At 67.3% G+C, this 12,839-nt stretch carries 12 protein-coding genes; 9 read left to right on the top strand and 3 right to left on the bottom strand.

The genetic code is table 11. The features are described 5' to 3' along the window. The first annotated feature begins 15 nt into the window (after positions 1-15). Positions 16-858, top strand: coding sequence for a polyphosphate kinase 2 family protein (locus tag ACFVWL_RS02800; protein WP_387178186.1), 843 nt, complete (start codon positions 16-18; stop codon positions 856-858). Between the two features lie 13 nt (positions 859-871). Here the strand turns inward: ACFVWL_RS02800 and ACFVWL_RS02795 are convergent, their stop codons facing one another. Then, a complete protein-coding gene (locus ACFVWL_RS02795) occupies positions 872-2,125 on the bottom strand; it encodes an isochorismate synthase MenF (RefSeq protein WP_387178184.1) in 1,254 nt (417 codons plus the stop codon). 56 nt (positions 2,126-2,181) lie between these two features. On the opposite strand from ACFVWL_RS02795, the gene ACFVWL_RS02790 reads away from it, so the two are divergent. The 5 genes from ACFVWL_RS02790 (at position 2,182) to ACFVWL_RS02770 (ending at position 7,083) form a co-directional block, all read left to right on the top strand. Then, a complete protein-coding gene (locus ACFVWL_RS02790; RefSeq protein ID WP_387178182.1) occupies positions 2,182-2,745 on the top strand; it encodes a hypothetical protein in 564 nt (187 codons plus the stop codon). Beyond that, positions 2,742-3,461 carry a class I SAM-dependent methyltransferase gene (locus ACFVWL_RS02785; protein WP_387178180.1) on the top strand — a complete coding sequence of 240 codons (720 nt, stop codon included), beginning with the start codon at positions 2,742-2,744 and terminating at the stop codon, positions 3,459-3,461. The genes ACFVWL_RS02790 and ACFVWL_RS02785 overlap by 4 nt, the downstream gene beginning before the upstream one ends. A 46-nt stretch (positions 3,462-3,507) precedes the next feature. After that, a complete protein-coding gene (locus ACFVWL_RS02780; protein WP_387178178.1) occupies positions 3,508-4,569 on the top strand; it encodes a polyprenyl synthetase family protein in 1,062 nt (353 codons plus the stop codon). A gap of 61 nt (positions 4,570-4,630) precedes the next feature. Then, positions 4,631-6,004 (top strand): FAD-dependent oxidoreductase, encoded by a 1,374-nt coding sequence (locus ACFVWL_RS02775; protein ID WP_387178176.1) that lies wholly within the window; start codon positions 4,631-4,633, stop codon positions 6,002-6,004. 71 nt (positions 6,005-6,075) lie between these two features. Further along, entirely contained in the window at positions 6,076-7,083 is a 1,008-nt protein-coding gene (locus ACFVWL_RS02770) for an alpha/beta hydrolase (protein ID WP_387178174.1), read from the top strand. A gap of 21 nt (positions 7,084-7,104) precedes the next feature. On the opposite strand, the gene ACFVWL_RS02765 is transcribed toward ACFVWL_RS02770, so the two are convergent. Then, entirely contained in the window at positions 7,105-7,737 is a 633-nt protein-coding gene (locus ACFVWL_RS02765) for a GntR family transcriptional regulator (RefSeq protein ID WP_387178171.1), read from the bottom strand. Between the two features lie 596 nt (positions 7,738-8,333). Here ACFVWL_RS02765 and ACFVWL_RS02760 point away from each other — a divergent pair. Further along, on the top strand, positions 8,334-9,128 hold the full coding sequence (locus ACFVWL_RS02760; RefSeq protein ID WP_387178168.1) for a M23 family metallopeptidase: 795 nt from the start codon (positions 8,334-8,336) through the stop codon (positions 9,126-9,128). An 83-nt stretch (positions 9,129-9,211) separates the two neighbouring features. Here the strand turns inward: ACFVWL_RS02760 and ACFVWL_RS02755 are convergent, their stop codons facing one another. Then, entirely contained in the window at positions 9,212-9,700 is a 489-nt protein-coding gene (locus ACFVWL_RS02755; protein WP_017829222.1) for a YajQ family cyclic di-GMP-binding protein, read from the bottom strand. Positions 9,701-9,956: 256 nt separating this feature from the next. Between ACFVWL_RS02755 and ACFVWL_RS02750 the strand changes: the two genes are divergently transcribed. Beyond that, entirely contained in the window at positions 9,957-11,165 is a 1,209-nt protein-coding gene (locus ACFVWL_RS02750) for an extracellular solute-binding protein (RefSeq protein WP_387178164.1), read from the top strand. A gap of 69 nt (positions 11,166-11,234) precedes the next feature. Beyond that, positions 11,235-12,839 (top strand): ABC transporter permease subunit, encoded by a 1,605-nt coding sequence (locus ACFVWL_RS02745; RefSeq protein WP_387178162.1) that lies wholly within the window; start codon positions 11,235-11,237, stop codon positions 12,837-12,839.

The raw sequence follows: 12,839 nt of genomic DNA, 5'->3' as shown, positions 1-12,839 counted from the left end.
TGGCAGGATGTGCGTATGAACGCGCACACCTGGACGCAGACGCTGCGAGTCGATGAGGGATTCCGCCTCGCCGACCTCGACCCCGATTCCAAGCCCGGATACGACCACGGCAAGTCGCGCGGAGTCTCCGACCTCGCCGCCGGGCTGGCGGACCTCAACGTGCTGCAGGAGCGGCTGTTCGCCGAGAGTCGTGCGGGAGTGGCCAAGGACGCGGTGCTGTTGGTGCTGCAGGCCATGGACTCCGCGGGCAAGGGCGGCATCGTGCGGCACGTCGTCGGCGGCGTCGACCCGCAGGGCGTCGCGCTCGCCGCTTTCAAGGCACCGACGGCCGAGGAACGCGAGCACGACTTCCTCTGGCGCATCGAGAAGCGCCTGCCCGAGCCGGGGTTCATCGGAGTGTTCGACCGCTCCCACTACGAGGATGTGCTGATCGGGCGCGTGCGCGAACTCGCCCCGCCGGACGAGATCGAGCGCCGCTATGACGCCATCAACGAGTTCGAGGCCCGCGTCGCGGCATCGGGCACGCGCATCGTCAAGGTCATGCTGCACATCTCACCCGAGGAGCAGAAGTCGCGGTTGATGGAACGCCTCGAACGCCCGGACAAGCACTGGAAGTACAACCCGGGCGATGTGGACGAGCGGATGCTGTGGTCGCAGTACATGGAGGCCTACCAGACCGTGTTCGAGCGCACCTCGACGAAGGCTGCGCCGTGGCACGTGATCCCGGCGAACGCCAAGTGGTACGCACGGCTCGCCGTGCAGGAGCTGCTCCTCGCGGCGCTGGAAGACATCGACCCGCAGTGGCCGGCCGCCGACTTCGACGTCGAGGCCGAGAAGAAGCGCCTCGCCGCCAGTTGAGCGTCGGCTGCGGTCAGGCCAGCGCGTCCACCAGGGGGCGGAACTTCACGCGCGTCTCGAGCAGTTCGCTCTCCGGGTCGGAGCCGGCGACGATTCCGGCGCCCGCATACGCCGTCACCCCGATCTCTCCCTGGCGCACGGTGAACTGGGCGCAGCGCAGAGCGATCGCCCACTCTCCGTTGCCCGCAGCATCCACCCAGCCGACGGGGCCGGCGTAGCGCCCACGATCGAAGGGCTCGAGTTCGCGGATCGCGGCGATGGCCGCCGGCGTCGGGGTGCCGGCGACGGCGGCGGTCGGGTGCAGCACGCGCACGAGGTCGAGCGCGGACTCGCCGTCGGCCAGCTCGCCCTCGACGTCGGTCGCCAGGTGGAACAGATTCGGCAGCTTCAGCAGGAAGGGCTGTTCGCTCGCGGCCAGCGCCCGCGTGTGCGACCGCAGCGAGGCGAGCACGCTCTGCACGGCGTACTGATGCTCATCGAGGTCCTTGGTGCTCGAGGCGAGCTGGGCGGATGCGGTGGTGTCGGCATCCGCGTCGGCCCCGCGTCCGATCGTCCCGGCCAGCACGCGTGCGGTGACGGTTCCCTCGTGCACGGTGACGAGGGTTTCCGGGCTCGCCCCGATCAGACCGTCGACGGCGAACGCCCAGGTGTCGGGATAGCCGGTCGAGAGGGCGCGCACCAGCCGACGCAGGTCGGACCCCGCCGGGATGCTGCCGGTCAGGTCGCGTGCGAGCACGACCTTGCTCAGCTCGCCGTCGGTGATGCGGGTGAGGGCGCGGCGCACCGAGTCTTGATAACCCTGAGGGGTCTGCGCACCTGGGCCCACGGTGCCGGCCCAATGCGGTCCGTAGGGCTGCACGGCGAACTCGCCATCCTGCTCCGCAGCGCCGGCGAGGCGGATCGTGGTGCGCCAGAAGCGGTCACCGTGCCGTCCCACCACCTGCGTGGGCACCACGAGCACGCTGTCGGCCGCGGAGTCCTCATCGAAGGTGAACGCTCCGAAGGCGACCAGCCCGGTGCCGGGGAGTCTCACCGGATCGGTGATCTCGGCCCGGGCGGCCATGGTCCGCCACACGGTCGCGAGCGTCGCCGTCCGCGGCTCGTCGACACCTGCCGGAGGGCGGATCTCCGTGAGCGGCCTGCCGACGGCGACGATCCCGTCTCCGCGGCGCAGCCATGCGAGAGGGCGGGCGGGGTCCGCGTAGGCCAGGAGGTCTTCGACCGGCTCGATCTCACGGGTCTCCACGACCAGGTGGGTGGTGTGCACGCATCCAGCCTATGCCGCTCAGGGGGCGTGGATTCGCGTGGTCGTAGGGTGAGCGGATGAGCGACGCACGCCCCGCACCCGGCACCGAGATGGTCTTCCAATGGCGCAAGTGGGACGGCTCGCCGCACTGGCGGCACGAGTGCGTGTATCTCGGCGCCGACGAATGGGGCTATTGGATCGGGCAGCCCGTCGGATGGCACAGCGTGCGCCCGGGGGCGGAGTTCCATGCGGGAGGTCCGAACGTGACCCTCGTCCCGGCGAGCGGCGACCACGCGCTGACCGTGAATCGTCGTCATCGAAAGGGCATGCGCATCTACATCGATCTGGGGTGGGACATCCGCTGGTCCGATGACCCGCTGCTGGCGACCGGGATCGACATGGACCTCGACGTGGTGCGCGTCCAGGGCCCACAGGGGACCTGGGTCGACGACCGAGACGAGTGGGCCGAGCACAGCGCCCGCTACGGCTATCCGGCTGACGTCATGTCGCATCTCGAGCACCTCGCGCTCGACCTCGAGGAGCGGGTGCGTGCCCAGGTCGCTCCCTTCGACGATGTGACCGCCGATCCCTGGCTCGACCGCCTCGAAGCGCTGGGCCTCGCGCCTAGACTGAACTCGTGACCTCGAACGAGAAGAACCGCGCCGATCTCGGCAAGGACCCCGCCCGCGTGAGCGGCATGTTCGACCAGGTCGCCGCAGGGTACGACCGCACCAACACGGCGATGACCTTCGGCAACGACGTGCTGTGGCGTGCGGCGACCACCCGGGCCGTCGCTCCGAAGCCGGGGGAGCGGATCCTCGACCTCGGCGCTGGCACCGCATCGTCGTCGGCATCCCTCGCGCGCAGCGGAGCCGAGGTTGTCGCGGCCGACTTCTCGCCGGGGATGCTCGCCGAGGGGGAGCGCCGACACGGTGCCATTCGCAACCTGTCGTTCGTGCAGGCCGATGCCACCGATCTGCCGTTCCCGGATGCGACTTTCGATGCGGTCACGATGTCGTATGCGCTGCGCAACGTGAACGACCCGAAGAAGGCGCTGCGCGAGCTGTACCGCGTGACCAAGCCCGGGGGCAGGCTCGTGATCAACGAGTTCTCGACCCCGCCGGGCAAGCTCTTCCGCGGCGCGTACCGCTTCTACAACGCCCAGGTGCTGCCCCGGGTGGCCCGCGTCGCCGGTACCAACGGCGACGCCTACGACTATCTGAACGAGTCCATTCGCGAGTGGCCCGACCAGAAGCGCCTCTCCGCCTGGATCCGCGAAGCGGGCTGGAGCGACGTGGCGTACCGCAACCTCACCTTCGGCATCGTGGCCCTGCACAGAGCGCGCAAGCCGGAGTGATCCATCCGGGCGAAACCGTGACATCCGACGAAGGTAGGCTGGGAACGTGACTTCGAGCCCCATCGCCCCGGGTTCGCGACTGGCGAGCCGTCTCGGCTTCAGCGATCGCGTCTTCATCGGGCCTGCCGCCCGACGTGTCGCGCGCGCCATCGAAGACGGACTGGAGCTGGTCGAGACCGGTCTGGCCGACGACGTCCGCGTCGCCGACCCGCTGGCCGACGCCGCCAGCCGCTACCTGTACGAGGCCGGCGGCAAGCGCATCCGTCCCGTGCTGACGCTCCTCGCCGCGCAGCTCGGCGACGGCAACACCACCGAGGTCATCGACGTCGCGAAGGCGCTCGAGATCACCCACCTCGGCTCGCTGTACCACGACGACGTCATGGACGGAGCCGACCGCCGCCGCGGAGTTCCGGCCGCTCATGCGGTGTGGGGCAACAACATCGCGATCCTCACGGGCGACATCCTGTTCTCCCGCGCGAGCCAGTTGATGTCGCGGCTCGGCGAGCGCGCGATCCGGCTCCAGGCCGACACCTTCGAGCGTCTCGTGCTCGGTCAGATGCACGAGACCCTGGGCCCGCAGGAGGGCGACGACCCGATCGAGTTCTACATCCAGGTGCTCGCCGACAAGACGGGTTCCCTGATCGCCGCGGCCACGCAGGGTGGGGTGATCTTCTCCAACGCCCCGTCGGAGTATGAAGAGCCGCTGCGCGTGTACGGCGAGAAGATCGGCGTCGCGTTCCAGCTGCTCGACGATGTGATCGACCTCTCCGCGAAGCCGGAGGAGACGGGCAAGGTTCCGGGAACCGACCTGCGTGCGGGCGTTCCGACCATGCCGTACCTGCTGCTCAAGGCGGAGAGTGACGCGAGCGCCGCCGACCTCGCCGCGCGGATCGACGAGGGTGTCGCCCTCATCGCCGACGGCGCCGACCCCGCGATCCTCGACGGCCCGCTCGACGAGCTCCGCGACCACCCTGTGACGCAGAAGACCCTCGAGCTCGCGCACGCGTGGACTCGGGATGCCGTCGACGCTCTCCAGCTGCTTCCGCGCGGTACCGTGCGCGAGGCACTGACCCGATTCGCCGAGACCCTCGCCGAACGCTCCAGCTGAATCTGCGCGGGCGGCCCGTCGGGTCGCGCGCGGGCTGCGACGGCATACGAAAGGACCTCCCATGACCAAGCTCAGACTGGCCATCGTCGGTGCGGGCCCCGCCGGCATCTACGCGGCGGACATCCTGCTGAAGGCGGAGCGCAAGTTCGACGTCTCGATCGACCTCTTCGAGCAGCTCCCCGCACCGTACGGGTTGGTCCGCTACGGCGTCGCGCCCGACCACCCCCGCATCAAGGGCATCATCACAGCTCTGCGTGACGTGCTCGACCGGGGTGACATCCGCCTGTTCGGCAACGTCCGCTTCGGCGAGGACATCACCCTCGACGACCTCAAGAAGCACTACAACGCGGTGATCTTCGCCACCGGCGCGATCCGCGACACCTCGCTCGAGATCCCCGGCATCGATGCGGTCGCCTCTTACGGAGCCGCAGACTACGTCAGCTGGTTCGACGGGCACCCCGATGTCCCCCGCGAGTGGCCGCTGGATGCCGCATCCGTCGGTGTGCTCGGCAACGGCAACGTGGCGCTCGACGTCGCACGCATGCTGGCCAAGCATGCGGAGGACCTGCTCGTCACCGAGGTGCCTGCCAACGTCTACGAGGGCCTCAAGGCCAGCGAGATCACGGACGTGCACGTGTTCGGGCGCCGTGGACCGGCACAGGTCAAGTTCACCCCTCTCGAGCTGCGTGAGCTCGGCGAGCTGCGCGATGTCGACATGGTCGTCTACGACGAGGACTTCGACTACGACGATGCCGCCAAGGACGCTGTCGCCAGCAACAAGCAGGTCATGGTCATCGACCGCATCCTGCAGTCCTGGCGCAAGCGCGACTCGGTCAACAACGCCGGAGGCTCGGCATCTCGTCGCCTGCATCTGCACTTCTGGGCGAAGCCGGTCGAGGTCCGAAAGGACGAGAACGGTCGGGTCGCCGCCCTCGTGTACGAGCGCACCCAGCCCGACGGCCAAGGCGGTGCGATCGGCACCGGAGAGATGCGGGAGGTGCCCCTTCAGGCGTTGTACCGTGCCATCGGCTACTTCGGATCCCCGCTTCCCGGCGTCCCGTTCGACAAGAAGCACGGTGTCATCCCGAACCGGGAGGGCCAGGTGCTCGCGAAGGACTCGAACGAACGCGTCCCCGGAATCTACGCGACCGGATGGATCAAGCGCGGACCGGTGGGTCTGATCGGGCATACCAAGTCCGACGCGATGGAGACCGTACGGCACATCATCAATGACCAGGGCTCGTGGTGGCATGCGGAGGACCCCTCGGAGGAGGCCATCCCGGCGCTCCTGCAGGAGCGTGGCGTCCGCTGGACCGACCTCGACGGCTGGCACCGCCTCGACGAGCACGAGATCTCTCTCGGAGCCCCCGAGGAACGGGCCCGGGTCAAGGTGGTCCCGCGTGACGAGATGGTCCGGGTTTCGCGCGGCGAGTAGCGCCGTCCCGGTCGGGCTTCCTGCACCCGGTCGCCCGCTCGGCTAGCCTGGCGACGACGGGGGAGGGACGCATGGCCGATTGGATCCCTGATGTGCTCGGTGACGAGTTCGAGCAGCTGACGCTCGACCTCGGCATCGATGAACAGGGCCCCGTCGTGGCGACCCTGGTGCGTGCGCTGCCGAGGAGGCCGAGCCTGTGGGCGCGGGCGAGCGGCAACCGACCGCTTCTCGATGGCGTCGATGTGCTGTACGTGCACGGCTGGTCCGACTACTTCTTCCAGAAGCGCCTCGCGCGCTTCTGGACGTCTCGTGGCGCCCGCTTCTTCGCTCTCGACCTGCGCAAGTACGGCCGCAGCCTGCGCGACGGGCAGACGCCGGGCTACATCGCCGACCTCGCCATCTATGACGAAGACATCGGAGCGGCGCTGGATGCGATGGGGCGAGGAGAGGGTGGCATCGAGTCCGACCGGAGACTCATCCTGCTCGGGCATTCCACCGGCGGGCTGACCTTGAGCCTGTGGGCGTCGCGACATCCGGGTGCCGCAGATGCGGTGATCCTCAACAGTCCGTGGCTGGAGTTCCAGTTCGCCCCGGCCCGGGCCGCGATCGCCCCGATGGTCGAGCTGCAGGCGCGGCTGCGACCGATGGAGGCCGCGCCACAGATCGACCTCGGCTTCTACACCCGCGCGCAGCAGGAGGTGGCCGACCCGGACGACCCGATGGAGGTGAACGCGGTGTGGCGGCCCGCGCAGACCATGGCGGTGTACGCGGGATGGCTGCACGCCATCCTCTCGGGTCACAAGGCTGTGGCATCAGGCCTGTCGATCACGGCGCCGGTCTGCGTCCTGCTCTCGGCGCGTTTCGTGCCGCCGACGCGCTGGTCGGAAGACCTCACGGCGGCCGACTCGGTACTGGTGGTCGACGACATCGCCCGGGCGGCGCTCCGGCTCGGGCCCAGCGTCACCGTGGAGCGCATCGACGGCGCGCTGCACGACGTCTTCCTCTCCCGGCACGAGGCGCGGGAGGACGCCTATGCGCGTCTGGACCGATGGGTCAGGGGATGGCACGCATCGCGGTGACTTCGCACAGGCGGTCAGGTCTCACACGTAGTACATCGCCCGGACGAGCCGCTCCGCGCTGTCGCCATCGGCGCTGAGGACGGCATCGCGGAAGTCGATGTAGACCTGCCCCATCCGTGCGCGATCGGATGACGGGACCACCCAGTCGCGGAGGTTGCGGAACAGGACCATGCTCGCATCGTCGATCAACGTGCGGTGCTGTGCATTCCCGCTGTGCTCGCCGAGGTACGCGAACACCGCCCAGCGGGTGGCGGAGGTGCCTCTGCCGCGTTCCAGCGAATCCTGCATCGCTGCGATCAGGGTGAGGACCTTTTCGCGCTGGGCCGTCGTGATTCTCGGCACTGCCAGTCGCGCGGCGATCCCCGCCTGGTAGCCAGCGAATTCGAGCGACTGCGACATGGTCTCCGGCGTCACCGCCGTGACCTCGGTGTACCGGCTCGGGTACATCGTGACCATTCCCAGTCTTTCCAACCGCTGGAGCGCCTCGCGAACGGGTGTTCGGGAGACGTGCAACTCTTCCGCGACGTCGACATCGCGGATGCGCTCACCCGCCGCCAAGGCGCCATCGATGATCTGTCTCCCGATGTGGTGGAAGACCTCCTCGGCCAAGAGCTGCTTGCTCTCCCCGATGTTCGTCGATCCGATACTCCCCATGGATCCGCCCCCAGTTGCCCTTCTGATCCCGAGCGCCCCATGATTCGCCCGGGAGGGCAACTACATCATGAAGTCGCGTCGGATGCCAATAACTCCCACCTGAGTCCGCAGTCCGCGTGGGGGCGCGCAGCACGGCTCAGGTGGGCTCTTCTTGCTCGTGGTCTCTTGCTCGTGGTTCCGTGGCCGGCGGATGCTGAGCATCCGCCGGCCACCGAAGACGCGAGCGCATGGAACTGCCGCGGCCTCGTCCCCACGAGGGCAAGCTCGCAATCCCGAGATCGCGTAGCCCTACGACGGCAGTGCGTCACGCGGCGTTCGCGTCATCGGTCGCATCGAGTCGACCACTCCCAGTCTTGGGTACCGCAACCCATATATCGGTATGCAATCCATCGAAGAACCTGCGTGCATCCCTCGCAGCGACACGTGGCAAGGCAGAGACCACCGAAACTTATCGACCTCGGGTGCCCCCTGTCTGTAGGCCGAAGAGGGGACAGCGGTGTCCGACGCTTAGTCACTACGGTGTTCATATGAGCCCACCTGAAGCACCTGGATCACAGGGACGAGCAATCATCGGGTTACCTGTCTCCAGACGAACGATGCTCGCCACCACGGGAATCGCAGCGGGCGTCGCCTTGGCCGGCCATGGCATCCTGACCGGTGAATCCGCGTTCGCCGCCGTTCCTGCGGCGAACGGGTACATCTATCCGACGGATCCATTTCGGGCCTCGACGGAGGCCGGGGGTCAGTTCAACGCGCCGCGGGAAGGAACTCGGCGCCACATGGGGCTGGACACGTGGGGAGGCCGAGGGATGCCGATCCTCGCGATCGCCGCAGGGTGGGTGTCAGGCGGAGACTGGATCTCGACCTCGGCTGACCCCCACGGATGGGGCCACCATGTCGTCGTCGATCACGAGAACGGAGTGGTGAGCAGGTACGCACACTTCGACGGAGCTCCGACAGTCCCTCAGGGAGCGCGAGTCACGCAGGGTCAGGTCATCGGCTACATGGGCAACAGCCAGCGTGGTCCGCAGAGCTCGATGGGCGTGCATCTCCACATCGAGATCCTCGTGAACGGGGCATTCGTCAGCCCCCTCGCCTTCCTGCAAGGCAACAGCACACCGCCAGTAACCAACCCCAACCCAGACCCTGGGTACGGACCGATGGGAATCGCCGATATGACCTTCCTCTGCATGACCCCGATCAACGGACACAATGCCGATGCCGGAATCTACCGCTGGATCATCGACCCCGCGGCGGGCGTCAAGCGCAACATCGACGGCGCGGAATACAACTATCTGAAGGCCGTCGGATACCGCGAAGTCGCGGGGCTCCAGCCGCCCGACACGTCGGCGCGCTACCAGCAGATCTACCCGGTCGCGACTTCGCCGTAAACCGCGGGTAGACGAACCGACCCCCGTCCGGCTCTCACAGCTGGATGGGGGTCGATTCGTCTGCGGCTGCGAGCGCCCGCCGCTCAGCGGTAGTTGATGAACTGCAGGTCGAGATCGAGGTCGGCGCCCTTCAGCAGCGCGATGACCGACTGCAGGTCGTCGCGGCTCTTGGACTGCACGCGCAGCTCGTCGCCCTGGATCTGGCTCTTGACGCCCTTGGGCCCCTCGTCGCGGATGATCTTGTTGATCTTCTTCGCGTTCTCCGAGGAGATGCCGTCCTTGAGCGTCGAGACGATGCGGAACTCCTTGCCGCTGGCGAACGGGTCGCCCGACTCGAGGCTCTTCAGCGAGATGCCGCGCTTGATGAGCTTGGACTGGAACACGTCGAGCACGGCCTTCGCCCGCTCCTCGGTGTTCGCGATGATGAGGATGCTCTCGCCGCTCCAGGCGATCGATGCGCCGGTGCCCTTGAAGTCGTAGCGCTGCTCGATCTCCTTGCGGGCCTGGTTCAGGGCGTTCTCCGCCTCCTGGTGGTCGACCTTCGAGACGATGTCAAATGAGCTGTCAGCCATGGTTTCATCCTACTCAGGGGCTCAGGGGGTACACATCGGTGCGTTTTCCGGCGCACGTTCCCGCGAGGCGTCCTCACACGTAGCGGAGTCCGCCGACGGGCATCATGGAAGCGTTTCCACATCGCGGCGGCAGTACGTTCCTCTATCACGGGTTGATATCGACGCTCGCTCTCATTGCAAACGGTGCCGATTTCGATGCATACTGTAAGCGCTTGCAGTCCTTGCAGGTGATCAGCACTGAGAGAGGCACACACCAATGAAGGTGAACAAGAGGGGCATCGTCGCCGCGGGCGCGATCGCCATCGTTTCGACTCTGACGCTTGCCGGCTGCTCCACGGGGACCAGCGGCGACGACACCTCCGGCTCCGAAGACAGCGGATCGCTGGTCGTCTGGGTCGATGCCGAACGCGTCGACGCCCTGCAGAGCGCCGCGGATGCCTACCAGGAGAAGACCGGCGTCAAGGTCGAGCTCACGGGCAAGTCGGTCGACGACATGAAGGACGACTTCATCCAGCAGGTTCCGACCGGCAAGGGCCCTGACATCGTCATGGGTGCGCACGACTGGCTCGGCGAGCTCTCCACGAACGGCGTGGTCGCGCCGATCGAGCTCGGCGACAGCTCCGAGGACTACCTCCCCGTCGCGCTGCAGGCCGCCACCTACGACGGCACCGTCTACATGCTCCCGTACGCCGTCGAGAACATCGCGGTGCTGCGCAATGCCGACCTGGTTCCGGCCGCGCCGACCAGCTTCGACGACATGATCTCGAAGGGCACGTTCGTCGTGGAGCAGGGGACCGAGGGCAACCCGTACCACCTGTACCCGTTCCAGACGGCGTTCGGTGCCCCGGTGTTCGGCACCGACGACAGCGGCAGCTACGACTCCACCGACCTCCAGCTCGGCAGCGAGGGCGGCTTCGCGTTCGCCGACTGGCTCGGTGCGCAGGGCGCAGCGGGCGTTCTGAACACCGACGTCGACGGCGAGATCGCCAAGCAGCAGTTCCTCGACGGCACGGCAGCCTTCTGGCTCACGGGTCCGTGGAACGTGGGCGCGGCTACCGACGCGGGCATCAACGTCGCAATCGACCCGATCCCGAGCCCGACCGGTGAGACGGCTTCGCCGTTCGCCGGCGTGAAGGGCTTCTTCGTGAGCTCGGAGTCGAAGAACAAGGTCGCCGCGAACGACTTCCTCGTCAACTACATCGGCACCGAAGACGTGCAGCTCGAGCTGTTCAAGGCCGGCAACGTCCTGCCCGCCCTGACCGCTGCCGCCGACACCGCCGCCGCCGACCCGATCATCGCCGGCTTCCAGGCCGTCGGTGCCGACGCCGTCCCGATGCCGGCCATTCCGGCCATGGGAGCGGTCTGGCAGTACTGGGGCGTGGCCGAGGCCGCGATCATCAATGGCGAAGACCCGGCGACGACGTGGCAGAAGCTCGTCGACGACGTCACCGCCGCGATCAAGTAACAGCCAGAACACTGACTCTGCCGGGGTGGGCGTCTTCGCCCGCCCCGGCAGGATCATGACGAGGACGACATGACTGACACCGACGAGCGCACCGCTCCTCCGACCAGACGCCAGCGCCAGGCGGCGAAGATCGCCGAGGCAGCATCCGGACCGATCGGCTGGATGCTGCTGAAGATCCTCCTGCTGGCTGTCGTCGACGCGATCGCGCTGTATGCGGCGTTCGTGCTCTTCGCCCACCAGGAGTGGTTGATCCTCGGCATCGTCGTGGTGGTCGCCGTCCTCGTCAACTACATCTACTTCTCCCGCAAGCGCATCGCGGCGAAGTACCTCACGCCGGGCATCATCTTCCTGATCGTGTTCCAGGTGTTCACCCTGCTCTACACGGGGTACATCGGCTTCACCAACTACGGAACCGGACACAACGGCACCAAGGATCAGGCGATCTCCTCGCTCCTCGCCTCGGCGCAGGAGCGGGTCGAGGATTCGCCGACCTACCCCGTGACGGTCGTCGAGCAGTTCGGCACATACGGCCTGCTGGTGACGGACCCGGAATCCGGCGACGCTCTGCTCGGGACCGCCGAGCAGCCGCTCGAAGAGGTCGACGCCCGATTCGAGGGCGGCACGGCCGTCGCGGTCGACGGCTGGGCCACCCTTCCGCTGGCGACCGTCTTCACCCTCTCCGAAGAGCTCGAGAAGCTGTCGGTGCCGTTCAGCGACGACCCGAACGACGGCAGCCTCCGCGCTCCGGACGGGCAGAAGGGCTACCTGTACGTCTCGACGCTCGAGTACGACGAGACCGCAGACACCATCACCGACACCACCACGGGCACCGTGTACTCCGACACGGGCGACGGCGCCTTCACGGCTGAAGGCGGAGAGCAGCTGCTCCCCGGGTGGCAGACAACCGTGGGCTTCGACAACTTCGTCCGCGCGGTCACCGACTCCTCCATCCGCGGACCGCTCATCTCGGTCACGCTCTGGACGTTCGCGTTCGCACTGATCTCGGTCGCGACCACGTTCTTCCTCGGCCTCCTCCTCGCCCTGGTGTTCAACAACACGCGCATGCGGTTCCGCAACGGCTATCGGATCATCCTGATCCTCCCGTACGCGTTCCCCGCCTTCCTCTCGGCGCTCGTCTGGGCCGGGATGATGAACGAGAGTTTCGGCTTCATCAACCAGGTGATCTTCGGCGGGGCTGCCATCCCCTGGCTCACCGACCCCGCCCTCGCGAAGGTGTCGGTGCTGCTCGTGAACCTGTGGCTCGGCTTCCCCTACATGTTCCTCGTCTGCATGGGTGCCCTGCAGGGAATCCCGGAAGACGTCAACGAGGCCGCCGTCATGGACGGTGCGAACCCGTGGCAGGTCTTCCGACGGATCAAGCTGCCGCTGCTGCTCGTCACCGTCGCCCCGCTGCTGATCTCGTCGTTCGCGTTCAACTTCAACAACTTCAACCTGATCTACATGCTCACCAAGGGCGGTCCGCGCTTCAGCGACGTGTCCATCCCCGTCGGGCACACCGACATCCTGATCTCGATGGTCTACAAGGTCGCCTTCACGGGCCAGACCCGCGACTACGGCCTGGCGTCGGCCTTCACGATCCTGATCTTCGTCGTGGTCGCCACGATCTCGATCATCAGCTTCCGCAAGACCAAGGCCCTCGAGGAGCTGAACTGA

It is taken from the genome of Microbacterium sp. NPDC058269 (assembly GCF_042881445.1).
In the GTDB taxonomy this organism is placed as follows: Bacteria; Actinomycetota; Actinomycetes; order Actinomycetales; family Microbacteriaceae; genus Microbacterium.
Note: the sequence above shows the minus strand (reverse complement) of the source record. Positions and strands in the feature narration are given on the sequence as shown.

Excerpts from the sequence above, each read along its gene's own strand:
- ACFVWL_RS02755 (WP_017829222.1), bottom strand. The coding sequence starts at position 9,700 with ATGGCTGACAGCTCATTTGACATCGTCTCGAAGGTCGACCACCAGGAG.
- ACFVWL_RS02775 (WP_387178176.1), top strand. The coding sequence starts at position 4,631 with ATGACCAAGCTCAGACTGGCCATCGTCGGTGCGGGCCCCGCCGGCATC.
- ACFVWL_RS02800 (WP_387178186.1), top strand. The coding sequence starts at position 16 with ATGAACGCGCACACCTGGACGCAGACGCTGCGAGTCGATGAGGGATTC.
- ACFVWL_RS02790 (WP_387178182.1), top strand. The coding sequence starts at position 2,182 with ATGAGCGACGCACGCCCCGCACCCGGCACCGAGATGGTCTTCCAATGG.
- ACFVWL_RS02750 (WP_387178164.1), top strand. The coding sequence starts at position 9,957 with ATGAAGGTGAACAAGAGGGGCATCGTCGCCGCGGGCGCGATCGCCATC.
- ACFVWL_RS02745 (WP_387178162.1), top strand. The coding sequence starts at position 11,235 with ATGACTGACACCGACGAGCGCACCGCTCCTCCGACCAGACGCCAGCGC.
- ACFVWL_RS02770 (WP_387178174.1), top strand. The coding sequence starts at position 6,076 with ATGGCCGATTGGATCCCTGATGTGCTCGGTGACGAGTTCGAGCAGCTG.
- ACFVWL_RS02760 (WP_387178168.1), top strand. The coding sequence starts at position 8,334 with ATGCTCGCCACCACGGGAATCGCAGCGGGCGTCGCCTTGGCCGGCCAT.
- ACFVWL_RS02765 (WP_387178171.1), bottom strand. The coding sequence starts at position 7,737 with ATGGGGAGTATCGGATCGACGAACATCGGGGAGAGCAAGCAGCTCTTG.